Source organism: Saccharopolyspora sp. NPDC002578 (assembly GCF_053592695.1).
This window is the reverse complement of the sequence record NZ_JBSFWJ010000001.1, coordinates 244,160-266,578: the sequence shown is the minus strand read 5'-3', so window position 1 is coordinate 266,578 and position 22,419 is coordinate 244,160. Positions and strand designations below refer to the sequence as shown.

Sequence of the window (22,419 nt, the reverse complement as noted above, 5' to 3'; positions counted from 1 at the left end):
CACACGAGCCGTCGCCGCCCTTGTGAGCTGCGGCGACGCCCGGATTCCCGGTGATCTGGGCCACGTGGCACCGTGGTGGGGTGACAGCACCCGGTAGTGATCCCGCCTCCGCGCACGCCCACGCCCGCGAGTTGTTCGCCACCGCCCGGCGGATCACGGCGCTGACCGGGGCCGGGGTCTCGACCGCCTCCGGCATCCCGGACTTCCGCGGCCCGGACGGCGTGTGGACGCGCGATCCGCGGGCGCAGCGGCTCAGCGACATCGACTCCTACGTCGCCGACCCGGAGGTGCGCAGGCTGGCGTGGCAGGCCCGCGCGGAGCACCCGGCCTGGGCGGCGGAGCCGAACGCGGCGCACCGCGCGTTCGCCGACCTCGCCGAGCAGGGCAGGTTGACCTCGTTGCTGACGCAGAACATCGACGGGCTGCACCAGCGCGGCGGGGTCGGCGCCGGCCTGGTGCTGGAACTGCACGGATCGGTGTTCGGCGTGGTCTGCCTGGACTGCGGCGCCACCGGTTCGATGCGGGCGGCGCTGGCCCGCGTCGCCGACGGCGAGGACGATCCGCCGTGCCGGTCCTGCGGCGGCATCCTCAAGTCCAGCACCGTCTCGTTCGGCCAGTCCCTCGACCCCGGCGTGATCCGCGCGTCGCAGCGGGCCGCGCTGGACTGCGACCTGTTCCTGGCCGCCGGGACCTCGCTGACGGTGCATCCCGCGGCGGGCCTGGCGGAGCTCGCGGTGCGCGCGGGAGCGCGGCTGGTCATCTGCAACGCCGAACCCACTCCGTACGACGAGCTCGCCGCCGCGGTGCTGCGCGATCCCCTGGTGGAGATCCTGCCGGAACTCGCCGCGGTCCCCGTGTCGGATTCCGCGGAACCCCTGCGCACCTGGGGTGACCCGAGCACCTGGAGCTGAGCCTCCCGCACACCCACCACGTCGACCCGCGGTCCGGCCGATCATCGGGTTGATCGATCCAGCGTGCCCGGAATAGCCGTTTCCTGTCGCGATGCACGATCTGTGACGCGTGTGGTTCGTGCGACGAATTGCGAGCCGTGTGGCGCGGGTGCACAGTTGTGCCCGTCCTATGCGCTGAATGGCGCAATACCTGCAAGGCCGAACGGCCTAGTTCGGTGGCTGGAGGTGGCGGTCGTGCGGCGACCTCGACGACTCACCGGCGGCCTGGTGCTCGCCTCCGCGATCGCCCTCGCGCTCCCGGTGGCCGCCGGCAGCGCGCCGGAACCGCCGGCGCGACCTGGCGACGGCGAGATCCAAACACAGCGCGACCGGGTCGGCGACCGGGCGGACCGCGTCGGAGAGCTGACCCAGCGCCTGGCCGAGTCCGAGACCCGGCTCACCGAGCTGGGCGCGCAGGTGGAACTCGCCATGGAGGACGCCAACAAGGCGCGCGTCGATCTCGCCCGCGCCGAACGTGCCCGCTCCCGGGCCGAGCAGCTCGCCGCCGGGGCGAACGGCCAAGCGGGGGCCGCCGCGAACGAGGTCGAGCGCCAGCGCGCCCGGCTCGACGAGTTCGCCGCGGGCAGCTACCGCCAGGGCAGCAAGCTCGGTTCGCTCACCGCCTACGTCGGAGCGAGCGGCCCGGACGACCTGCTCGACCGCGCCGAACTGCTCGACACGGTCGGGCGCAGCCAGCTCGACGTGCTCGACGACCTGGAACGCGCGCACATCGACCGGGTCAACAAGGACTCGCTGGCCCGCAAGGCGTTGCGCGACGCCGCGGAGTCGCGCGCCGCGGCGGCAGCGGCCCAGGAGCGCGCCGAAGCCGCCGAGAACGCCGCGGTCGCCGCGAGGGCCGCGCAGGCCGGTCGGGCCGCGGGCATCGAGGCCGAGCGGGACGGGGTGCAGGCCGAGCTCAGCGACGCGCGCGCCGCCGTGCAGGGCCTGGAGTCCCAGCGCGACCGGTACGAGGAGTGGCTCGAAGCCAGCCAGGCCGCGCAAGCCGCGCAGGACCAGGCGGCCGCCTCGGAATCGGTCGGCCAGGGCAGCGTGGTGCCGGACGACGACCCCGGCCCGGTCACGGGATCTACCGAGGCCGTGATCCAGCGGGCGCTGTCCCAGCTGGGCATGCCCTATGCCTGGGGCGGCGGCGACGCCGACGGCCCGACGCGCGGCATCCGCGACGGGGGAGTGGCCGACTCCCACGGCGACTACCGCAAGATCGGCTTCGACTGCTCGGGCCTCATGATCTACGCGTTCGCCGCGGCGGGTGTGGAGCTCGACCACTACAGCGGCTACCAGTACCAATCGGGCACGCAGGTCCCGCTGTCGTCCATGCAGCGCGGCGACATGCTCTTCTGGCGCTCGGGCGGGCGCGTGCACCACGTGGCCCTCTACCTGGGGGGCGGGCAGATGGTGGAGGCGCCGTACTCGGGTTCGCAGGTGCGGGTGGCTCCCGTCCGCTACTCGGGCATCGCGCCCTACGCGGTCCGGGTGCTCTGAGCGGGGTTCGCGCGGAAGGCGGCCGTGCCGGTGGTTCGTCCACCCGGCACGGCCGTCGTTCGTTCGGCGGGGCGGGCCGCTGGCACCGGCTCGCCGGAGATGCGGTAGGCATCGGCGGGTGATGGAGGACTTCGCCGCGGTGGTGCTGGCGGGCGGCCGTGCGCGGCGGCTCGGGGGAGTGGACAAGCTCGCGCTGTCCACCGGCGGCCGCACGTTGCTGGACCACACGCTCGCCGCGGTGCGCGGCGCCGACCCCCTCGTCGTCGTGGGCCCGGAGCGCGCGGTGTCGGTCCCGGTCCGGTGGGCGCGGGAGGATCCGCCCGGTTCCGGTCCGCTCGCCGGGCTGCGCGCGGGGCTGGGGGAGGTTCCGTTCGACCACGGCTCGGTGGCGGTGCTCGCGGCCGACCATCCCGGGCTCGTCCCGGAGACCGTCGCGCGGTTGCGCGCCGCGGTCGAGGGGGCCGGTGCGGTGCTGGTCGACCAGGACGGGATGCCGCAGTGGCTGCTCGGCGTCTGGCGGGTGCAGGCGCTGCGCGCGGCGATGCCCGCCGACGTGCGGGATCGGCCGGTGCGCGCGCTGTTCGAGTCGCTGGCGCCGGTGCGGATCCCCGCGGTGGGGGCGGAGGCCGCCGACGTCGACACCCCGCAGGACCTGCACCGCCTGAACTGAAACCCCGATTTCGATCACCGGAGGAAGCCGCGCGCCCTCATCGGTTCGTACGCTTGAAAACTTCAGTGTCGACTGAAATTAACCCTCCCGGGGTCGGGTCCGCGCGAGTAGGCGTCCCCAAAACCCGCTTCGACACCAGGAGTGCTTCACAAGGGTCATACCGCCGGTGCGGTTGACTTCGAACCTGGCCGGGTGCCCCCTCGCGCAGCCGAGGCGCAGCCGTGCCAAGATCGCCTGCGGACCGCGCTCGACGCGCGAGTGCCCACGTCGGCCGGGGTCCGGCTGAGGCGGGGACCGGCGCGTGATCGAACACGCGGGGCGGCGCGCGACGGACGTCGACGCGACCAGGGAAGCCGAACGAGAGGTGCCGAAGTGACCGAGGCCGGCGAGGGCGGGGCGACGCCCGCGGAGCAGGTGAGCACACCGGCTCGGGACGCGCAGTTGCTCGAACGCACCGTGTTCGAGGTCAAGCGGGTCATCGTCGGGCAGGACCGGCTCGTCGAACGAGTCCTGGTCGGCCTGCTGGCGAAGGGCCACGTGCTGCTCGAAGGCGTCCCCGGCGTGGCCAAGACGCTCGCGGTGGAGACCTTCGCGAAGGTCGTCGGCGGCTCGTTCTCCCGGTTGCAGTTCACCCCCGACCTGGTGCCCGCCGACATCCTCGGCACCCGCATCTACCGGCAGGGCAGCGAGCGCTTCGACGTGGAGCTCGGTCCGGTGCTGGCGAACTTCGTGCTCGCCGACGAGATCAACCGCGCGCCCGCGAAGGTGCAGTCGGCGCTGCTGGAGGTCATGGCCGAGCGCCACGTCTCCATCGGCGGCGAGAGCTTCCCGATGCCGAACCCGTTCCTGGTGCTGGCCACCCAGAACCCCATCGAGAACGAAGGCGTGTACCCGCTGCCGGAAGCGCAGCGGGACCGCTTCCTGTTCAAGCTCCAGGTCGAGTACCCCTCGGCTGAGGAGGAGCGGGAGATCGTCTACCGGATGGGCGTGGCCAGTCCGGAGCCGACGCCGGTGCTCAACGCGGACGAGCTGACCCGGCTGCAGGGGGTCGCCTCGCAGGTGTTCGTGCACCACGCGCTCGTGGACTACGTGGTGCGGCTGGTGCTGGCCACGCGGACGCCGAACGACCACGGGCTGTCCGACATCGCGGGCTGGGTGTCCTACGGCGCTTCGCCGCGGGCGAGCCTGGGAGTCGTGGCGGCCTCGCGGGCGCTCGCGCTGGTGCGCGGCCGGGACTACGTGCTGCCGCAGGACGTCGTGGACGTGGTGCCGGACGTGCTGCGCCACCGCCTGGTGCTGTCCTACGACGCGCTCGCCGACGGCATCCCGGTGGACCACATCGTCAACCGGGTGCTGCAGACGGTGCCGCTGCCGCAGGTCTCGGCGCGTCCGCAGGCGGCCCAGCCGCAGGCGCAGCCCGGCGGGTACGGGCAGGCTCCGGTCGGCCCGGCGCAGCAGTACTGATCAGTGCGCGCGGCGATGATGCCCGACCCGACCCACGAGGAGCGATCAGCCGTGTCGGAGAGTTCCGGCCACGACGGCGCGGACCGCCCGTCCTGGGCCCCGCCGGAGCTGGAGGGGCCGCGGCTGCAGGCCGCACTGCGCTCCTTGGAGCTGACGGTGCGCGGCAGGCTCGACGGGCTGCTGCAGGGCAACCACCTGGGCCTGGTGCCCGGTCCCGGCACCGAGCCGGGGGAGGCGCGGGTCTACCAGCCCGGCGATGACGTGCGGCGGATGGACTGGGCGGTGACCGCGCGCATGTCGGAGCCGCACATCCGCCAGACGGTGGCGGACCGGGAGCTGGAGACGTGGGTGGCGCTCGACCTCTCGCCCAGCCTGGACTTCGGTTCCGCGGCCTGCGACAAGCGGGAGCTGGCGGTGGCCGCGCTGGCGGCGGTGACGCACTTGACCAGCGGTGGTGGCAATCGGATCGGGGCCGTCGTGGACAACGGCACGGGCCCGGTGCGGTTGCCCGCGCGGGGCGGCCTCGGGCATTCGCGCGCGTTGCTGCGCAAGGTCGCGGAGGTCCCGCGGGCCGCGGAGGGCACCCGGGGTGATCTGCCGGGCTTGCTGGAGTCGTTGCGCAGGCCGCCGCGTCGGCGGGGCCTGGCGGTGGTGATCTCCGACTTCCTCGGCGACTTGGATTGGCAGCGCGCGCTGCGCGGTCTCGGCGCCCGGCATTCGCTGCTGGCGGTCGAGGTGCTGGATCCGCGGGATCTGGAGTTGCCGGACGTGGGCACGGTGGTGCTCTCCGATCCGGAGACGGGTGAACAACGGGAAGTGCGCACGACACCGGTGCTGCGCAAGGAGTTCGCGGCGGCGGCTGCCGCGCACCGCGAGGAGGTCTCGGCGGCGCTGCGGCGCGCCGGGTGCGCGCACTTGGTGCTGCGAACGGATTCGGACTGGATCGCCGACGTGGTGCGGTTCGTGGTGGCCCGCAAACGGGGATGGTCCGGGGGAACGGCGTGATGTTGAGTTTGTCGGGTTTCACCACGCCGTGGTGGTTCTTGCTGCTGCTGGTGGTCGCGGCGCTGGTCGCCGGCTACGTGTGGGCGCAGAAGCGGGCGCGCAAGGAGACGTTGCGGTTCAGCAACCTCGCGGTGCTGGATCGGGTGGCGCCGAAGCGCCAGGGCTGGCCGAAGCACGTGCCCGCCGCGTTGCTGGCGGTCGCGATGATCCTGCTGACGGTGGCGTTGTCCGGTCCGACGGCGGAGCAGCGGATTCCGCGCAACCGGGCCACGGTGATGCTCACGGTGGACGTGTCGTTGTCGATGATGGCCAAGGACGTCGAGCCCAGTCGCCTGGAGGCGGCGAAGGTCGCGGCGAAGGAGTTCGCCGACAAGTTGACTCCCGGCATCAACCTGGGGTTGGTGTCGTTCGCGGGCACGGCGACGGTGATGGTGATGCCGACGACCGACCGCGCCGGGGTGAAGCAGGCCATCGACAACCTGTCGCTGTCGGAGGCGACCGCGACCGGGGACGGCATCAACGCCTCGATGTCGGCGATCGACTCGTTCGGCAAGATGGTCGGCGGTCCCGGTGGCGCGCCGCCCGCGCGGATCGTGCTGATGGCCGACGGCGGGCAGACGATCCCGCGTGATCTCAACGCGCCGCGCGGTGCTTATACGAAGGCGGGCGAGGCGAAGAAGGCCGGGATCCCGATCACGACGATCTCGTTCGGCACCGACTACGGCACGATCGACATCGAGGGCCAGTCGCAGCCGGTGGAGGTCGACGACGAGGCGATGGAGGAGATCGCGGGGCTCTCCGGCGGTGAGTTCCACAAGGCGGCGAGCGCGGAGCAGCTGCGCCGGGTCTACGACACGCTGGGCGAGCAGATCGGCTACGAGATCAAGCACACAGACGCCAGCAGGCCGTGGTTGGTGCTGGGTACGCTCGCCGCGATCGTCGCCGCGGTGCTCTCGTTGCTGCTGGGGCGACGTCTGCCCTGAGCAAGTCCCCGCAGAGCACGGGAGTCGGACGTGAGCAGTGCGGCAGGCGCGGTGGAGTTCCTCCGCGAGTTCGTGAAGTCGCCGACGACGACGGCCGCGGTGGGCCCGAGTTCGCGGTACCTGGCGCGGGACATGGTCGCGCCGATCCCGGCGACGGGTGATCCGGTGGTGGTGGAGCTCGGTCCCGGTACGGGGGCGTTCACCGAGGCGATCCAGCGGCGGCTCGGTGGCCGCGGCAGGCATCTGGCGGTGGAGCTCAACCAGCGGTGGGCGGAGTCGCTGAGCGCGCGGTACCCCGAGGTGGAGACGGTGTGCGCGGACGCCCGCGCGTTGCCGCGGTTGCTGGCGGAGCGGGGTGTGCGGGCCGATGTGGTGGTCAGCGGGTTGCCGTGGGCGGCGCACGCGCCGCAGGACGGGGTGCCGCTGATCCGGTTGATCGCGGATTCGCTGACGGAGCAGGGCGCGTTCACGCAGTTCGCGTACACGTGGACGCGGTGGGCGGCGCCGGCTCGGCGTCAGCACGCGGATCTGCGGGCGGTGTTCGAGGAGACGGTGCTCAGCCGCACGGTGTGGCGGAACCTGCCGCCCGCGCTGGTGTACTTGGCGCGTCGGCCGCGCTGATCGCGTTGGGCCGATCCGGTGCCGTCGTTGATCGTTCTCGACGATGTCGGAGCGGGCGGGGCTGGGTTACGTTCGTGCGATGGCGGACGAAGTGGTCGCAGGTCTGGGTGAGCTGCCGCTGCTCGTGGAGCTGGGCAGCGCGTTGCTGCTGTCGAGCCTGGTGGGCTTGGAGCGGGAGGTGCGCGCGAAGAGCGCGGGTCTGCGCACGCACACCTTGGTCGGGGTGGGTGCGGCGTTGTTCATGCTGGTGTCGAAGTACGGCTTCGGCGACATGCTGGAGTTCGACCGGGTGTCGCTGGACCCGTCGCGGGTGGCCGCGCAGGTGGTGTCGGGGATCGGGTTCATCGGCGGTGGGTTGATCTTCGTGCGCCGCGATGTGGTGCGGGGTCTGACGACGGCGGCGACGGTGTGGATGGTCGCGGCGATCGGGATGGCCTGCGGGGGTGGGCTGGTGCTGTTGGCGTCGGCGACGACGCTGGTGCACTTCCTGGTCGCGGTGGGGTATCCGCGGTTGTTGCGGTTGCTGCGCGGGGTGTTGCGGGAGCCGCAGGTGGTGCGCGTCGGGTATCTGGACGGGCACGGGGTGCTGCGGGAGGTGTTGACGTTGTGCACGAGCCGCGGGTTGAAGGTGCTGGACCTGCAGGTGGAGCGCGAGGACACCGATGACGAGCAGCAGCGCACCGCCGTGGTGGCGGTGCGGCTGCAGGGCAAGCGGCCGGTGGGCGATCTGGTGGAGGAGATCAACACGTTCCCGGGGGTGCTGCACGCGGCGGTCGGTGATTCGGCGGAGGCCGGTATTTGAGGGTCATGTCCTGAGGGGCGGCAGGGTGAGGGCCGAGTGTGCGGGCCGTGCGGCCGGGGCGGGGGCGGTGCGGAGCTCGCGCAGCTTGGCGTTGCGCTGGTGCAGGGCGTGCGCGGTGGTGGGGAACAGCGCGCCGTCGCCGAGCTGGTCCTGGTTCGCGGTCACGAAGTCTCGGGTGGTGCGTTCGTAGGCGGCGTAGGCCGCGGTGTGGTCTTGGCCGGTGAGGTGGTCGGCTAGCACGTAGGCGCCGACGAGCGCGAGGCTGGTGCCTTGTCCGGTGCGGAACGAGGGGGCGTGCGCGGCGTCGCCGGCCAGCGCGACCCGGCCGCTGGTCCAGCGGGGCATGCGGATCTGGCCGACGGCGTCGAAGAACAGGTCGTCGGCGTCGCGCATCGCGGCGAGCAGGCGGGGGATCTCCCATCCGGCGTCGGCGAAGGCCGTGGTGACCAGGTGGTGCTGGGCTTCGGGGGTGCGGAACGCGGCGGACGGCGGTCCCGGGTGGGTGAAGTCGAGGAGGGCGTGGACGGTGTCGTCGCCTGCGGCGTAGAGGGCGGCCGCCCTGCCGGGGGAGTTCCACAGCACGGTTTCGCGGGCGAGCCCGAAGGTGTTGGGCAGGGTGAATCCGGCGAAGCAGTGGCCGAGGTAGCGGTGGAACGGTCGTTCGGGGCCGAACACGAGCTCGCGGGTGCGCGAGTGCAGCCCGTCCGCGCCGATCACGAGGTCGAAGGTGCGGGAGTCGCCGCCGCGGAAGGTGACGTCGACGCCGTGGTGGTGCTGGTGGAGGGTGTTGATGGAGTCGTGGAACCGGAACTCGACATCATCGCGGGCCGCCGCGTGCAGTGCCGTGGTGAGGTCGCCGCGCCGCATTTCCAGGTCCTGGTTCGCGCCGCCGGTGAGGGCGTGCGGGTGGAGCGCGGCGATCTCGTCGCCGTGTTCGTCGAGGAAGGTCAATCGGCGCAGGTCGATGTGCGCGTCGCGCAGGCGCGGCAGGATTCCGATTCGCTGGGCGACTTCGAGGGCGGTGCCGCGCACGTCGATGGGGTAGCCGCCGTGGCGTGGCGCGCTCGCCTTCTCGACGAGGGTGATGTCGAATTCGCGGCGGTCGAGCCGGCACGCGAGGGCTAGTCCGGCGACTCCGGCGCCGGAGATCAGGACGGTGCGCTTCGGTTCGGTGCGGGTCATTTCCGGGCTCCTCTGCGGAGGGTGCGGGCGACGAGCAGTGCCGTAGTCGTGACGATGCCGGCCAGGATGAAGCCGGCGATGAAGGCCGATTCGGCGGGGACGTCGGATCCGGGCGGGGTCGCGGCGGTGAGGAGCGCGCCGCTGAGCTGCGCGCCCACGGCGAAGCCGACCACGCGGGTGACCAGGACGAGGCTGGTGGCGATGCCGGTGTCGGCGTGGTCGACGGAGGTGGCGGTGCTGGTGACCATGGCGGTCACGCACAGGCCGTTGGCGAGCGCGATCATCGCTTTGCCGACGACGAGGTGCCACATCTCGGAGTGCGCGACGGCGAGGGAGATCAGGGCGGCGGCCATCAGGACGATTCCGGTGGTGACCACGGCGCGCGAGCCGAACCGCCGTGCTCCGAGTCCGCTGATCGGGCCGGCCAGTGCGGCGGTCACGGCACCGGGCAGCAGGATCAGGCCGATCTCGGTGGCATCGGCCCCGAAACCGTAGGCGTCGGCCGGGGCCGCGAGCAGCTGCGGGACGAGGTAGACCGCCACCGACGTGCCGACGCAGATCACGAACGTCAGCACGCACGACTTCCACACGGCGGGCCGGGCAAGCATTCGCAGGTCGACCATCGGTGTCACCGCGCGTCGTTCGACGGTGACCCAGCCGGCCGTGAAGGCGGCGAGGACCGTGATGAGGGCGCCGAGCACGAGCGGTCGGGTGGCGATGTCGGGTGCCAGTGCGAGCACGAGCATGAGCGTGATCAGCGTGCCGCTCAGCAGGGCGAACCCTGGTAGGTCGATCCCGGTGTCGGGTGACCTGCCTGGCGGGGCGTGCGGGATCAGCCGTGCCACGAGCAGGGTGGAGCCGATCACGGCGATCGTCGGTAGCGCGAACATCCAGTGCCGGGACAGCCCTTCGGCCACGGGGCCGGCCGCCAGCGTGCCGGCCATGCCGCCGCCGACGAACAGGCCGCTGACCACGCCGATGGCCACCTTCGACTCGCCTTCGGGGAGGTGGCGGCGCACCAGGATGAACGACAGGGGTAACGCGCCCACCATCGCGCCTTGCAGCACTTGGCCGAGCAGCAGGACGGGCAGGTTCGGTGCGACGGCGGAGACGAGGCCGCCCGCGCAGACCACCGCCATGAGCCGGATCAGGACGCGTTCGCCGCCGTAGCGGTCGCCCAGTTTGCCGGCGATCGGGGTGATGAGCGCGCCGGTGATCAGCAGCATGACGCTGAGCAGTGCTCCTTCGGCGGGGCTCATGGCGAGTTCGCGTTGCAGCAGCGGGAGCGTCGGTGTCACCACCGATTCCAAGGCGCCGGTGGCGATCGCCAGCAGGCCGAGGGCCGCGACGGCCGGTTTCCCGATGCGGATCGGGGGGTCGAGGGTCGTGGTCATGGAGGTCCTTTCCGTCGTCGCCGGTCCGAGCGGGCGGCGAGCGGAGTGCGGTGTGGGGTTCCGGAGGTGACCGGGGCGGCGCCGGGGCCGGGCTTCACCGGTGCTCGCGTGTCGGTCCCGTTGACCCGAAACTACACTACACCGTGCAGTGTAGTAACGTTAAGCTGTGCCCATGCCGACCACGAAGACACTGCGCGAGGGGTCCGCGCACAAGCGGGCGGCGATCCTCTCGGCGGCCCGGGAACTGTTCCTCGCCGACGGTTTCGACCGGTCCAGCGTCGACGCGGTCGCCGCTCGCGCGGAGGTGTCCAAGCGGACCGTTTACGACTACTTCGGCGACAAGCGGACGCTGCTGCACGCGGTCGTCGACGCCGTCGGCGCCTCGCTGATCACCACGATCCGGCGCACCCTCGACGACACCCTCATCGGGCTCACCGACGCGGCCGAGCTCGAAGACGCCCTGGTCGCGTTCTCGATGCGCATCTCCACCGACATGCTCGGCTCGGCGGAGCACGCGACGCTGCGGCGGCTGGTGCGGGCCGAATCCGGCAACCTGCCGCACCAGGGCTACAACTCCCTGGCCGACACCCCGGACGAGGCCGTCGCCGACCGGTTCGCCGCTCTCGCCGCGGCGGGGCTGCTCGACGTGCCCGACCCGCGGCTCGCGGCCGACCAGTTCATCGCGCTGACCTTCGGCGTCGCGCTGGACCGGCTCGGCTCCGCGAACGCCGCCGAGGACTCCCGCGTGCGGCCGCTCGTCGTCGAGGGCGTGCGGACCTTCCTCCGGGCCTACCGGGCCGGGTAGGGCCGTCGGCGCCGATCCGGCCGCCGTCGGAGGCCGGCCGGACAATGGCCGCGGGGCCGTCCCGTCGGCGGCGCCGACGCGGAGGGAGACGCACCGGCATGAGGATCAACCTGACGAGCGTGCTCGTCGACGACCAGGACACGGCACTGCGGTTCTACACCGACGTGCTGGGATTCGTGCTCAAGCACGACATCCCGATGGGCGGCGGGGCGCGGTGGCTGACCGTGGTGTCGCCGCAGGACCCGGGCGGCACCGAACTGGTCCTCGAACCCAGCGGGCACCCGGCGGCGAAACCCTTCAAGGACGCGCTGGTCGCCGACGGCATCCCGTACACGTCGTTCGCCGTCGACGACGTCGCGGCGGAGTACGAGCGGCTGCGGGCGCTGGGGGTGCGCTTCACCCAGGAACCCGTGGACATGGGGCCGGTGACCACGGCGGTGCTCGACGACACCTGCGGGAACCTGATCCAGATCGCCCACCAGACCGGCTGACCGTGATCACGGGGTGCGTGGTCCCTCCACATCGGAGGGGGCACGCACCCCGTCGGCGTCAGGAGTCGAGGGCGCGGCGCACGAGCGTGGCCAGGTGCACCGGCTCGGTCTCGGTGGCCTGGCGGATCTGCAGCCGGCAGCTGAAGCCGTCGGCGACGACCGCCGTGCCCGGATCGGCGGCGCGCACCGCGGGCAGCAGCGCCTGCTCGCCGCAGGCCATCGACACGTCGTAGTGGCCGCGTTCGAACCCGAAGTTGCCCGCGAGCCCGCAGCAGCCCGCGTCGAGCACGCGCGCATCGGTGCCGGTGGCCGCCAGCGCGGCTTCGTCGGCGTCGAAGCCGAGTTCGGCGTACTGGTGGCAGTGCCGCTGCACCAGGGCCTTCCCGCCGCCGGAGCGCTGCCAGCGCTCGCGAGTGGGTTCCACGTGCTCGGCGAAGGTCCTGGTCGCCGCCGCCAACGCCCGCACGTCCGGGTCGTCCGGAGCGAGCTCCAGCGCGTCGTTGCGCAGGAACGCGGTGCAGCTCGGTTCGAGCCCGATCACCGGCAGCCCCGCGTCGATCCGCGGTCGCAGCAGCCGCGCGGTGCGGCGCACGACGCGGCGCGCGGTGCCCAGCTGCCCCGTCGAGGCCCAGGTGAGCCCGCAGCACACCGGCTCGCGGGGGAGTTCGACGGTGTGCCCGAGGCGTTCCAGCGCGACGACCGCGTCGCGGCCGATGTGCGGGTCGAAGTGGTCGGTGAAGGTGTCCGGGAACAGCAGCGCCCGCTGCTCGCCGGGCGTGGCGGGGTGTTCACGCCGCGCCCACCAGGAACGCAGCGACCTTCCCGCGATCCGCGGCATCTCCCGTTCCGCGGCGATGCCGCCGAGGCGCTTGATCAGCGGCGCCGCCCGGCCGCCGAGCACGGCGTTGGCCAGCGCGGGAGCGAACCGCGCCAGCGCCAGCCACAGCGGCAGGAAACCCATCGAGTAGTGCGAAGCCGGCCGCACCCGGTGGCGGTAGTGGTGGTGCAGGAACTCCGCCTTGTAGGTCGCCATGTCGACACCGACGGGGCAGTCGGTCTTGCAGCCCTTGCAGGACAGGCACAGGTCGAGCGCCTCGCGCACCTCCGGTGAGCGCCAGCCGCCGCGCACGAGAGAACCGTTGAGCATCTCGAACAGCAGGTGCGCGCGGCCGCGGGTGGAGTGCTTCTCCTCCTTCGTGGCCCGGTAGCTGGGGCACATCACCCCACCTGTGGTGTTCAGGCACTTGCCCATGCCGACGCAGCGGCGGCTGGCCGGCGCGAGATCACCGTCGTCGGCGTGCAGCGCGAGCGTGGTGCGGGTCGGGATGCGCGGCGGCGCCACCAGCAGCCGCAGATCGGAGTCGAGCGGGCGCGGGCGCACGATCTGGCCGGGGTTGAGCAGGTCGTCGGGGTCGAAGGCGGCCTTGAACCGTTCGAACTCGCCGATCACCTCCGGCGGGTACATGCGGGCCAGCAGCTCCGAGCGGGCCTGCCCGTCGCCGTGCTCACCGGAGACCGAACCGCCGTGGGCGACGACCAGGTCCGCGGCGGCCTCCATGAACTCGCGGTAGCGGGCCGCGCCGCCCCCGGTGAGCAGGTCGAAGTCGACGCGCACGTGGATGCAGCCGTCGCCGTAGTGGCCGTAGGTGACGCCCTTGCGGCCGAACCGCGCCAGCAGCGCGTCGAACTCGCGCAGGTAGGCGCCGAGCCGCTCGGGGGGCACGGCCGCGTCCTCCCAGCCGGACCAGCGCTCCGAGCCGTCGGCCATCCGCGTCGAGTAACCGGAGCCCTCCTCGCGGATCTTCCACAGCGCGCCCATCCGCGCCGGGTCGGTGTGCACGACGGACTCGGCGCGCGAACCCATCGCCCGGCGGACCCGTTCGGCGGCGTTCTCGGCGTCGCGCACGTCGGTGCCGCCGACCTCCACCAGCAGCCAGCTGCGACCGCCCGGCAACAGCCGCAGCGCGGGCGAAGCGGGGTTGCGGCCGCGCACCACGTCGACCAGTTCGGAACTGAGCCCTTCGATCGCGAGCGCGTCCAGCCCCCGCAACCGGGTCACCTGGTCCGCTGCTGCGTAGCTGTCGTCGAACCCGAGCACGATCATCGCCCGGCACGCGGGCACGTCGACGAGCTCGACGGTGGCGCCCAGCAGCACCGCGCAGCTGCCCTCGGTGCCGGTCAACGCCCGCGCCAGGTGGAAGCCCTGCTCCGGCAGCAGCTGGTCGAGGTTGTAGCCGGAGACCCGCCGGGTGAGGTCGGGGAACGAGTCGCGCACCAGCTGCGCCGAGGAGTCGCGCAGCTCCCGCAGGTTCCGGTACAGCCGCCCGGTGCGGTCCCCGCGGGCGCACAGCGCGTCGAGCTCGGACTCGTGCGTGGCTCCCGCGGTGAGCCGGGTGCCGTCGGAGAGCAGCACGTCCAGCGAACGCACGTTGTCCACGGTCTTGCCCCACGCCACCGAATGCGTGCCGCAGGAGTTGTTGCCGATCATGCCGCCGAGGGTGCAGCGGCTGTGGGTGGAGGGGTCCGGTCCGAACGCGAGCCCGTGCGGTTTCGCCGCGGCCTGCAGCGCGTCGAGCACCACGCCCGGCTCCACTGTGGCCAGTCGGCGCTCGGGGTCCACGTCGAGGATCCGGTTGAAGTGCCGGGAGAAGTCGAGCACCAGGCCGGGACCGCAGGCGTTGCCCGCGATGCTGGTGCCCGCGCCGCGCCCGGTGATCGGCACGCCGTGCTCGCGGGCCACGGCCATCGTCGCGGCCACGTCGTCGGCGTGGCGCGGGAACACCACACCCAGCGGGACCTGCCGGTAGTTGGAGGCGTCGGTGGAGTACAGGGCGCGGGTGCCGGGGTCGAAGCGCGCCAGCCCGTCGAGCACGCCGCGCAGCGCGGCGGCGATCTCGGCGGGTTCGGGCAGGTTCGCGGTGGGCCGGTGGTGGGCGGCGGTCGTCATCGGGGGTGCTCCTGACCAGGATCGGCGCGATCGGTGGGACGGTCCGGGTACGTGCGTGCGGTTCGGATCACCGCTGACTGCACCGTAGGGCCTCGCGGCGCCCGACGGCGGTGTCCACTGTCGGCGCGGCACCACTCTGGAGGTCGTTTTCTGTGCGGAGTGGATGGGAGGGACGCGCGGGTGAACCGATAATGTCGCGGCTGTTCAGGTGAATCGGCTGCGCCGTCGAGGCGCGGGCGTTCACCACGCAGGGCATTCGGGAGGAGATCCACAGTGGGACGGTCCGTACTGGTGACCGGAGGTAACCGCGGCATCGGGCTGGCGATCGCGCGCGCGTTCCAGGCCGCGGGCGACGAGGTGGCGGTCACCCACCGCGGATCCGGCGCCCCGGACGGGCTGCGCGGCGTGCAGTGCGACGTCACCGACGCCGACCAGGTCTCGGCCGCCTTCGACGAGGTGGAGGCCGCGCAGGGCCGGGTCGAGGTGCTGGTGTCCAACGCCGGGATCACCGACGACGGGCTGCTGCTGCGCATGGGGGAGGAGCAGTTCGGCCGCGTCCTGGACGCGAACCTGGCGGGTTCCTACCGGGTCGCCAAGCGCGCGGCGAGCAGCATGCTGCGCCTCAAGCGCGGCCGGATGATCTTCGTGTCCTCGGTGGTGGGCCTGTCCGGCGGGGCCGGGCAGGCGAACTACGCGGCGAGCAAGGCGGGCCTGGTCGGCCTGTCGCGGTCCATCGCCCGCGAGCTCGGTTCGCGCAGCATCACCGCCAACGTGGTCGCGCCCGGGTTCGTCACCACCGACATGACCGACCAGCTCAGCGACGAGCGCAAGAAGGAGATCTTCGGGCAGATCCCGCTGGCGCGCTTCGCCGAGCCCGAGGAGGTCGCGGGCACCGTGGCGTGGCTCGCCTCGGACGCCGCGGCCTACGTGACCGGCGCCGTGATCCCCGTCGACGGCGGCCTCGGCATGGGCCACTGAGCTCCCGGCGCCGATCCAGTTTTCGTCCGGCCCGCCCGGTGGCGGGCCTCAGCAAGCACAGCGGAGGAAGTACGTGAGCGGATTGCTCGAAGGCAAGCGGATCCTGATCACCGGCGTGATCACCGACGCGTCGATCGCGTTCCACGCGGCCAAGATGGCCCAGGAGCAGGGCGCCGAGGTGGTGCTGACCGGGTTCGGCCGGATGAGCCTGGTGGAGCGCATCGCGGGCCGGTTGCCCAAGCCCGCGCCGGTGCTGGAGCTCGACGTGACCAGCGCCGAGCACCGCGACAGCCTCGCGGACCGGGTGCGCGAGCACGTCGACGGCCTCGACGGCGTTCTGCACTCGATCGGGTTCGCCCCGGCGTCCTGCCTGGGTGGGGATTTCCTGGAGGCGCCGTGGGAGGACGTGTCCACGGCGCTGGAGATCTCGGCGTACTCGTTCAAGTCCCTGAGCACCGCGACGCTGCCGCTGCTGTCGGAGGGTGCCTCGATCGTGGGAATGGACTTCGACGCCCGCGTCGCGTGGCCTGCCTACGACTGGATGGGCGTGGCGAAGGCGGCGCTGGAGTCGACCAACCGCTACCTGGCGCGTGAGCTGGGGCCGCGGGGGATCCGGGTCAACCTGGTCTCGGCGGGCCCGGTGCGCACGATGGCCGCGAAGTCCATCCCAGGGTTCTCCGGCCTGGAGGACACCTGGTCCGAGCGTGCGCCGCTGGGCTGGGACGTCAACGACCCGACGCCGGTGGCGAAGTCGATCTGCGGGGTGCTGTCGGACTGGCTGCCCAAGACGACCGGTTCCATGATCATGGTCGACGGCGGTTTCTCCGCGCTCGGCGCGTGAGACCGGTGGGGCGTGCGCCGATCGCGCACGCCCCACCCGCGTGAGCGGCCGATTCCGCTCGGGGCCATCATGGTCAGGTGAGTTTCGATGCGCTGCTGTTCTTGTCGTTCGGTGGACCGGAAGGCCCGGAAGAAGTCCGGCCGTTCCTGGAGAACGTCACCAGAGGCAGAGGCGTGCCACCGGAGCGGCTCGACGAGGTCGCCGAGCACTACCACCACTTCGGCGGGGTGTCGCCGATCAACCGCCTCAACCGCGAGATCATGGCCGGCCTGCAGGAGCAGCTGCGCGCCGAGGGCCGCGACCTGCCGGTGTACTGGGGCAACCGCAACTGGCACCCGATGATCGAGGACACCGTGGCGCGCATGGCCGAGGACGGCGTGCGCCGGGCGCTGGTGTTCCCCACCTCGGCGTGGGGCGGGTACTCGGGCTGCAAGCAGTACCACGAGGACATCGTGCGGGCCCGCGAAGCCGTGGGGGAGCAGGCCCCGGACCTGGTGAAGCTGCGCCAGTTCTTCGACCACCCGCTGTTCGTGTCCGCCAACGCCGACGCGGTGCGCCGCGCCTACGCGGACCTGGGCGACACCGAGGCCCGGCTGGTGTTCACCGCGCACTCCATCCCGCTGCGCGCCGACTCCGCGCAGGGCCCCGACGGTCGGCCCGAGTGGTACTCGCGGCAGATCGCCGAGTCCGCCCGGCTGGTCGCCGAGGAGGCGGGAGTGGAGACCTACGACGTGGTCTGGCAGTCCCGCTCCGGCCCGCCGCACGTGCCGTGGCTGGAACCGGACGTGGTCGACCACATCGAGGAGCTGCACGCCAAGGGCGTCGCCTCGGTCGTGGTGAGCCCGATCGGGTTCGTCTCCGACCACCTGGAAGTGGTGTGGGACCTGGACAACGAGGCCGCGGAGAAGGCCGCCGAGCTCGGCATGGGCTTCGCCCGCGCCGGTACCGCCGGGGACGACCCGCGGTTCGCGAAGATGATCGTTGAGTTGATCTCCGAGCACGTCGACGAGGTTCGCCCCCGCAAGCTGTCGCTGATGCCCGCCGCGGGCTGCGGTCGCAACGGCGAAGCCTGTTCCCCGGGCTGCTGCACCTCCGTCAACGGCTGAGCCCGGCTGGTTCTTCCGGGACGGGCGTTCTGAGCCCCGTCCCGGAAGAGTCCGGTGTCCCGCGCAGTCGCCGGGAGACGGGCGGTCAGAGTCGCCGGTAGTAGGCGGTGACCGGCAGCGGGACGCACCCGAGCCGCTCGTACAGCGACCTGGCCGGGGCATGGAAGGGATCTCCGCCCGTGCCGATCTCGACCACCTCCGCACCCAGCGCGCGCATTGCGTCGAAGGCGTGCTCGCACAGCGCGGTGCCCACGCCCTGCCTGCGGTGTTCGGCGGAGATGGCGAGCAGCGTGACCGTGCCGCTGCGGCGCGCCGGATCGACGCTCCACGCCACGTATCCCGTGACGGCGCCTCCGAGCTCGGCGACGGCGACGTAGGTGTGCCGCTGTGGCGCGTGGAGCTCGGCTACCTGCTTGCGGTAGTCCTCGCGCCAATCGCCGTGCTGGTTGGCGAAGACGACCTCGCCGACCAGCGGGCGGAAGACGTCCTCGTAGAACGGCCGAAACGTGTTGATGGTCAGTTCGGTGAGCGTGGCGAGATCATCGCGGGCGAACGCGCGGATGAGCATGATGGGGTGCCTTTCGAGCTGAGGGCCGATACCCGGTGCTGACGAGGGCATTGGGTGGGTTCGCCCACGGCCGGTGCGGACCGGCGGTGAGCGGCCCCTCAGCGGCGGGTGCGCAGGGCGGCGAAGCACTCCATGCCGCGGATCGTAGCCGGTTCCGCCGCGCGTCCGGATTCGTCGTTCGCGAACGGTCCGCCGGGTCACGGTCCGGGTTCGCCGAGGCCGGTGCGGGTCAGTGCGGGGAGATGTCGCCGACGGCGAGGAAGATGTTCGTGCAGTGCTCGACCAGGGCATCGCGGTCGACGGGCAGGGTGCCGTCGAGCCAGGCGGTGAGCGTCTGGGCGAGGCCGCCGACGGCGAACTGGCTGAGCACGTCGAGATCGGCGCTGTCGGGCAGGCCGTAGAAGTCCTTGGCCTGACCGCCGAGCAGCCCCACGAACAGCAACGTGGAGCGCCGCCTGCGTTCGGCGAGCGCGGCGCCCGCCTGCGCGGAGAACAGCAACCGGCCGCGCCGCGGATCGTCGCCGACGATGCCCACGAGGGTGCTCAGCCCGGCCCGAGCCTTCGCCCGCGCGTCGAACGGCGCCGCGGCGACCGCCTCCAGGGTGCGGTTCGCGAGGTCCTCGATGACGTGGTCGTAGACGGCGGCGGCCAGCGCTTCGCGGTCGGTGAAGCTCTCGTAGAAGTAGCGGGCCGCGAGCCCGGCCTGCTTGCACGCGCCGCGCACGGACAACGTCGCTTCGCCGGACCCCAGCAGGTCGAGGCCCGCTTCCAGGAACTGCGCCCGTCGCTCGGCCCTGCGGTCGTCGCCTTCGACACCGCCGTACACGCGCAGGGGGGACGGCTCCATGCGGCCATCTTGGCATCTCGCGGGGGAGCGCGGTCTTGACAGGTTCCGCGAAGATCGGTTCCATATCTGCTAACGGGCGTGAGCAGAGTTCGCCGGGCGGAGCCGCCCGAGCGAACGCCCGGTAGCGGAGGAGAGGGACCGATGACAGTTCCCACCGAATCGCGAGTGCGCGAAGACGAGCTGATCGTCGGCGCCGGCCTGCTGGCGGGCGGCGCGAACGTGATCATGCAGCTGGCCCGGCCCGGCGTCGGCTACGGAGTCGTCGAGAGCGAGGTCGACACCGGCAACATCTTCAAACACCCCATCAAGCGAACCCGGACCACGCTGACCTACCTCGCGGTCGCGTCGATGGGCACCGACGAGGAACGAGCCCTGTTCCGGCGCGCCACGAACCGCTCCCACGCGCGGGTGCGCTCCACCGAGTCCAGCCCGGTGTCCTACAACGCCTTCGACAAGAACCTGCAGCTGTGGGTCGCCGCGTGCCTCTACCGCGGCGTCGAGGACGTGTACACGATGCTCGTCGGCGGCCTCACCGACGCCGAGATCGACGAGCTCTACCAGCGCTCCGCCCCGCTCGGCACCACGCTGCAGGTCACCGACGACATGTGGCCCGCCGACCGCGCCGAGTTCGAGCGGTACTGGAACGACGCGCTGGAGCAGGTGCACGTCGACGACACGGTGCGCGAATACCTGCACCAGATCGCGGTGCTCGGATTCATGCCGCGCTACGTCAGCGCCCCGCTGGGCGGGTTCAACAAGTTCCTCACCACGGGATTCCTGCCGCAGCGGTTCCGCGACGAGATGCACCTGCCCTGGACCGGACGCGACCAGCGCCGCTTCGACCGGCTGATGCGGGCCATGGGTGCCGTCATCCGGCGGTTGCCGCCGGTGCTGCGCAAGTTCCCGTTCAACTACTACCTGTGGGACGTGCGCCGCCGCATCAAAGCGGGCAGTCCGCTGGTGTGAACCGAGGAGCGCCTCAGTGCTTGCTGGCGCTCTCGGCGAGCACCCGGACCATCTCCGCGATCGAGGCCCGGCGCGCGGCGCGGACCGAGTCGAACAGCGGGCGCAGCGCCTCCGTGCGAGCTCGGGTCGCCGAGGCCGACAGCGCTCCGCCGGGAGCGTCGTCTGTGGCCACCCACAGGATCGCCTCCACCTCGGAGGCGCGCTGCAGGATCCGCAGCGGGCGCTGCGGCACGTCCTCCGGCCACGGCGGCTTCGGGCGATCGGCGACGGTCGAGGCGATCTCGTCGCGCACGCCGGGGCGCCGCTTGGCGATGTCGAGGTCGATCAGCGTGCTGGCGGCCTCGCGCATCGCCGAGGACATGCCGTGCTCGGCCTCGCCGATCGGCAGGTGCTCGGCCGGGGGCAGCTCGCCGACGGGGAACACCGTCCAGCGCAGGATGCCCTCGGCGACCGTCTCCGGGACCAGGCCGAGCCCGGCCTCGGGCAGGATGACCGCCTCACCGCGCCGCAACGCCTGCTTCGAGAACGGACTCGCGGTACCGAGGCCCCGGACGTCGCCGGGGACCGGGAGGGCGAGTTCTCCGTCGGTGGCACCGGATTTGCGCAGCGCCGCCAACAGCAGCGCGGGACCGGCGGGGGTGTCCTGGGGGCCGGGGAGGTCCAGCCGGGCGGCGAGTTCGTCGTCGGCGGCGCGCACTTCCTGCGACTCGCCCCAGATCTGCAGAGCGTCGAGCACGTCGTCCGCGGCGGTCGCACCGTGCAACCAGGCGGACGCCCACACGACCATCGTTGCGCTTGGGCATGGCACGGTAAGGAAGAGTACGTATCCCGCACGCGGATTTCCGCCGGGGGGCGGTGCGGTGTGGGCCGCGTCGCGATCCTCCCCGCGGCGCGCCGCGAACCGCGCGGCTCACCCGGATGAGTAAGGTTCGCGCGTGCGTTCGGTCAACTACGGCAACGACATCCTGTCCTCCGGCCGCAAGCGCCGCGAGATCCCCGAGGTCCCGGCCGAGCCCGGCCTGGTGGTCGAGGATCCGGCGAGCGGCTTCTGCGGCGCGGTGCTGCGCGTGGAGAAGGGCAACGTGGTGCTCGAAGATCGCCACGGCGCGCGGCGGCTGTTCCCGATGCGCCCCGCGGCGTTCCTCTGCGAAGGGCGACCGGTCACCCTCGTGCCCGCGCCCGCCACCGCACCTGCCGCCACCCGCACGTCGGCCTCCGGATCGGTCCACGTCGACGGCCTGCGGGCGCGTGAGGCGCGGGGCAGCCGGATCTGGGTCGAAGGGCTGCACGACGCGGAGCTCGTCGAGCGGGTCTGGGGGCACGACCTGCGGGTCGAGGGCGTCGTGGTGGAACCGCTGCACGGCGTGGACGATCTGCCCGGACTGCTCGCCGAATTCGGCCCCCGCACGGGGCACCGCGTCGGCGTGCTCGTCGATCACCTGGTCGAGGGCAGCAAGGAGTCCCGGCTCGTCGAAGGCATCACCGATCCGCACGTGTGCGTCACCGGCCACCCCTTCGTCGACGTGTGGGAGGCGGTCAAACCCTCCTCGGTCGGCATCGAGGCGTGGCCGCGGGTCCCGCGCGGGCAGGACTGGAAGGAAGGCGCGTGCGCCGCGCTCGGCTGGGGCGAACCGGCCGACGGGTGGCGGCGCGTGCTGGGTTCGGTCAACGGGTTCCGCGACCTGGAGGCCCCGCTGATCGGCGCCGTGGAGCGGTTGATCGACTTCGTGACCGAGGGCTGATCCGGTCCGAGCGCGCCGCGCGGGCGGGCGAGCGGGTCCGTGCCCACCGGATATCCCGGGTTGATCACGTCGAGCGAATTCGCACACAAGGCCGGTGGGCTCTGCCACGATGGACCCATGGCCTCGCTCGTGTGGTTGATCGTCGGATTGCTCCTGGTGGCCGCCGAAGTGCTGTCCGGGGAATTCGTGCTCGTCATGCTGGGCGTCGCGGCGCTGGGAACGGCGGGCGCGGTCGCCCTCGGGGCGCCGGTCTGGTTGAGCGCACTGGTGTTCGCCGGGCTGGCCGGAGGGCTCGTGCTGGGGGCACGTCCCGCGCTGAAGCGTCGCTTCGAGGTCCGCAACGAGCTCAAGACCAATGTGGACGCGCTGCTGGGGAAGCGGGCGACCGTGGTGTCCACCGTGGACCACCGCGGTGGCCGGGTCCGCATCGACGGTGACGTGTGGTCGGCCCGCACGCTCGACGAGGCCGAAGTCTTGGAGACCGACACGACGGTGCTGGTGATGGAGATCTCCGGCGCCACCGCCATCGTGTCGGCGCAACCGTGAACTGGAGG

22 protein-coding genes are annotated in these 22,419 nt (G+C 72.3%); 16 read left to right on the top strand and 6 right to left on the bottom strand.

Annotation, left to right across the window (positions count from 1 at the left end; genetic code table 11):
* The first annotated feature begins 80 nt into the window (after positions 1–80).
* The 8 genes from ACWD38_RS01230 to ACWD38_RS01195 all read left to right on the top strand — a co-directional run bounded on the left by ACWD38_RS01230 (position 81) and on the right by ACWD38_RS01195 (position 7,998).
* Positions 81–911, top strand: coding sequence for an SIR2 family NAD-dependent protein deacylase (locus ACWD38_RS01230; RefSeq protein ID WP_450123064.1), 831 nt, complete (start codon positions 81–83; stop codon positions 909–911).
* Positions 912–1,145: 234 nt separating this feature from the next.
* A complete protein-coding gene (locus ACWD38_RS01225; protein WP_343071397.1) occupies positions 1,146–2,453 on the top strand; it encodes an NlpC/P60 family protein in 1,308 nt (435 codons plus the stop codon).
* A gap of 121 nt (positions 2,454–2,574) precedes the next feature.
* Positions 2,575–3,123: a molybdenum cofactor guanylyltransferase gene (gene mobA, locus ACWD38_RS01220; RefSeq protein WP_450123095.1), complete on the top strand. Its 549-nt coding sequence runs from the start codon at positions 2,575–2,577 to the stop codon at positions 3,121–3,123.
* Between the two features lie 372 nt (positions 3,124–3,495).
* Positions 3,496–4,587: an AAA family ATPase gene (locus tag ACWD38_RS01215; RefSeq protein ID WP_184479355.1), complete on the top strand. Its 1,092-nt coding sequence runs from the start codon at positions 3,496–3,498 to the stop codon at positions 4,585–4,587.
* A 51-nt stretch (positions 4,588–4,638) separates the two neighbouring features.
* Positions 4,639–5,592: a DUF58 domain-containing protein gene (locus tag ACWD38_RS01210; protein WP_450123063.1), complete on the top strand. Its 954-nt coding sequence runs from the start codon at positions 4,639–4,641 to the stop codon at positions 5,590–5,592.
* A 2-nt stretch (positions 5,593–5,594) separates the two neighbouring features.
* The gene (locus ACWD38_RS01205; RefSeq protein WP_221316470.1) at positions 5,595–6,575 is read left to right on the top strand and encodes a VWA domain-containing protein; all 981 of its coding nucleotides are present in this window, start codon (positions 5,595–5,597) and stop codon (positions 6,573–6,575) included.
* A 30-nt stretch (positions 6,576–6,605) separates the two neighbouring features.
* Entirely contained in the window at positions 6,606–7,196 is a 591-nt protein-coding gene (locus tag ACWD38_RS01200; RefSeq protein ID WP_184479353.1) for a methyltransferase domain-containing protein, read from the top strand.
* Between the two features lie 79 nt (positions 7,197–7,275).
* Positions 7,276–7,998 (top strand): MgtC/SapB family protein, encoded by a 723-nt coding sequence (locus ACWD38_RS01195; protein WP_184479352.1) that lies wholly within the window; start codon positions 7,276–7,278, stop codon positions 7,996–7,998.
* Positions 7,999–8,001: 3 nt separating this feature from the next.
* Here ACWD38_RS01195 and ACWD38_RS01190 read toward each other — a convergent pair whose 3' ends face one another.
* Both ACWD38_RS01190 and ACWD38_RS01185 read right to left on the bottom strand, forming a co-directional pair.
* Positions 8,002–9,180 carry an FAD-dependent monooxygenase gene (locus ACWD38_RS01190; RefSeq protein ID WP_450123062.1) on the bottom strand — a complete coding sequence of 393 codons (1,179 nt, stop codon included), beginning with the start codon at positions 9,178–9,180 and terminating at the stop codon, positions 8,002–8,004.
* A complete protein-coding gene (locus ACWD38_RS01185) occupies positions 9,177–10,574 on the bottom strand; it encodes an MFS transporter (protein WP_450123061.1) in 1,398 nt (465 codons plus the stop codon). Before ACWD38_RS01185 ends, ACWD38_RS01190 begins: the two co-directional genes overlap by 4 nt.
* Before the next feature lie 172 nt (positions 10,575–10,746).
* Here ACWD38_RS01185 and ACWD38_RS01180 point away from each other — a divergent pair, with 172 nt between their 5' ends.
* Together ACWD38_RS01180 and ACWD38_RS01175 are read left to right on the top strand one after the other, a co-directional pair.
* Positions 10,747–11,379 carry a TetR/AcrR family transcriptional regulator gene (locus tag ACWD38_RS01180; protein WP_450123060.1) on the top strand — a complete coding sequence of 211 codons (633 nt, stop codon included), beginning with the start codon at positions 10,747–10,749 and terminating at the stop codon, positions 11,377–11,379.
* 98 nt (positions 11,380–11,477) lie between these two features.
* Complete coding sequence (locus ACWD38_RS01175) at positions 11,478–11,870, top strand: VOC family protein (RefSeq protein ID WP_184479348.1); 393 nt, start codon at positions 11,478–11,480, stop codon at positions 11,868–11,870.
* Positions 11,871–11,928: 58 nt separating this feature from the next.
* On the opposite strand, the gene ACWD38_RS01170 is transcribed toward ACWD38_RS01175, so the two are convergent.
* Positions 11,929–14,817 carry an FAD-binding and (Fe-S)-binding domain-containing protein gene (locus ACWD38_RS01170; protein ID WP_450123059.1) on the bottom strand — a complete coding sequence of 963 codons (2,889 nt, stop codon included), beginning with the start codon at positions 14,815–14,817 and terminating at the stop codon, positions 11,929–11,931.
* Positions 14,818–15,090: 273 nt separating this feature from the next.
* Here ACWD38_RS01170 and fabG point away from each other — a divergent pair, with 273 nt between their 5' ends.
* The 3 genes from fabG to ACWD38_RS01155 all read left to right on the top strand — a co-directional run bounded on the left by fabG (position 15,091) and on the right by ACWD38_RS01155 (position 17,742).
* The gene (fabG, locus tag ACWD38_RS01165; RefSeq protein WP_450123058.1) at positions 15,091–15,795 is read left to right on the top strand and encodes a 3-oxoacyl-ACP reductase FabG; all 705 of its coding nucleotides are present in this window, start codon (positions 15,091–15,093) and stop codon (positions 15,793–15,795) included.
* Between the two features lie 73 nt (positions 15,796–15,868).
* Positions 15,869–16,636 carry an enoyl-ACP reductase FabI gene (fabI, locus tag ACWD38_RS01160; protein WP_184479345.1) on the top strand — a complete coding sequence of 256 codons (768 nt, stop codon included), beginning with the start codon at positions 15,869–15,871 and terminating at the stop codon, positions 16,634–16,636.
* Between the two features lie 77 nt (positions 16,637–16,713).
* Positions 16,714–17,742, top strand: a complete 1,029-nt coding sequence (locus ACWD38_RS01155) for a ferrochelatase (RefSeq protein ID WP_184479344.1) — start codon at positions 16,714–16,716, stop codon at positions 17,740–17,742.
* A gap of 85 nt (positions 17,743–17,827) precedes the next feature.
* Here ACWD38_RS01155 and ACWD38_RS01150 read toward each other — a convergent pair whose 3' ends face one another.
* Together ACWD38_RS01150 and ACWD38_RS01145 are read right to left on the bottom strand one after the other, a co-directional pair.
* Positions 17,828–18,310: a GNAT family N-acetyltransferase gene (locus ACWD38_RS01150; protein WP_450123057.1), complete on the bottom strand. Its 483-nt coding sequence runs from the start codon at positions 18,308–18,310 to the stop codon at positions 17,828–17,830.
* A gap of 229 nt (positions 18,311–18,539) precedes the next feature.
* Positions 18,540–19,157: a TetR/AcrR family transcriptional regulator gene (locus ACWD38_RS01145; RefSeq protein ID WP_450123056.1), complete on the bottom strand. Its 618-nt coding sequence runs from the start codon at positions 19,155–19,157 to the stop codon at positions 18,540–18,542.
* 141 nt (positions 19,158–19,298) lie between these two features.
* Here ACWD38_RS01145 and ACWD38_RS01140 point away from each other — a divergent pair, with 141 nt between their 5' ends.
* Positions 19,299–20,123: an oxygenase MpaB family protein gene (locus ACWD38_RS01140; RefSeq protein ID WP_450123055.1), complete on the top strand. Its 825-nt coding sequence runs from the start codon at positions 19,299–19,301 to the stop codon at positions 20,121–20,123.
* A 13-nt stretch (positions 20,124–20,136) separates the two neighbouring features.
* Here the strand turns inward: ACWD38_RS01140 and ACWD38_RS01135 are convergent, their stop codons facing one another.
* On the bottom strand, positions 20,137–20,910 hold the full coding sequence (locus tag ACWD38_RS01135) for a hypothetical protein (RefSeq protein WP_450123094.1): 774 nt from the start codon (positions 20,908–20,910) through the stop codon (positions 20,137–20,139).
* Positions 20,911–21,058: 148 nt separating this feature from the next.
* Between ACWD38_RS01135 and ACWD38_RS01130 the strand changes: the two genes are divergently transcribed.
* The gene (locus ACWD38_RS01130) at positions 21,059–21,865 is read left to right on the top strand and encodes a DUF3097 domain-containing protein (RefSeq protein WP_450123054.1); all 807 of its coding nucleotides are present in this window, start codon (positions 21,059–21,061) and stop codon (positions 21,863–21,865) included.
* A 117-nt stretch (positions 21,866–21,982) separates the two neighbouring features.
* Positions 21,983–22,411, top strand: coding sequence for an NfeD family protein (locus ACWD38_RS01125; protein WP_184479339.1), 429 nt, complete (start codon positions 21,983–21,985; stop codon positions 22,409–22,411).
* Positions 22,412–22,419: the final 8 nt, after the last annotated feature.

Coding starts and splice junctions, on each gene's coding strand:
- ACWD38_RS01190 (WP_450123062.1), bottom strand. CDS start 9,180: ATGACCCGCACCGAACCGAAGCGCACCGTCCTGATCTCCGGCGCCGGA.
- ACWD38_RS01185 (WP_450123061.1), bottom strand. CDS start 10,574: ATGACCACGACCCTCGACCCCCCGATCCGCATCGGGAAACCGGCCGTC.
- ACWD38_RS01135 (WP_450123094.1), bottom strand. CDS start 20,910: ATGGTCGTGTGGGCGTCCGCCTGGTTGCACGGTGCGACCGCCGCGGAC.
- ACWD38_RS01145 (WP_450123056.1), bottom strand. CDS start 19,157: ATGGAGCCGTCCCCCCTGCGCGTGTACGGCGGTGTCGAAGGCGACGAC.
- ACWD38_RS01175 (WP_184479348.1), top strand. CDS start 11,478: ATGAGGATCAACCTGACGAGCGTGCTCGTCGACGACCAGGACACGGCA.
- ACWD38_RS01170 (WP_450123059.1), bottom strand. CDS start 14,817: ATGACGACCGCCGCCCACCACCGGCCCACCGCGAACCTGCCCGAACCC.
- mobA (WP_450123095.1), top strand. CDS start 2,575: ATGGAGGACTTCGCCGCGGTGGTGCTGGCGGGCGGCCGTGCGCGGCGG.
- ACWD38_RS01180 (WP_450123060.1), top strand. CDS start 10,747: ATGCCGACCACGAAGACACTGCGCGAGGGGTCCGCGCACAAGCGGGCG.
- ACWD38_RS01150 (WP_450123057.1), bottom strand. CDS start 18,310: ATGCTCATCCGCGCGTTCGCCCGCGATGATCTCGCCACGCTCACCGAA.
- ACWD38_RS01140 (WP_450123055.1), top strand. CDS start 19,299: ATGACAGTTCCCACCGAATCGCGAGTGCGCGAAGACGAGCTGATCGTC.
- ACWD38_RS01195 (WP_184479352.1), top strand. CDS start 7,276: ATGGCGGACGAAGTGGTCGCAGGTCTGGGTGAGCTGCCGCTGCTCGTG.
- ACWD38_RS01125 (WP_184479339.1), top strand. CDS start 21,983: ATGGCCTCGCTCGTGTGGTTGATCGTCGGATTGCTCCTGGTGGCCGCC.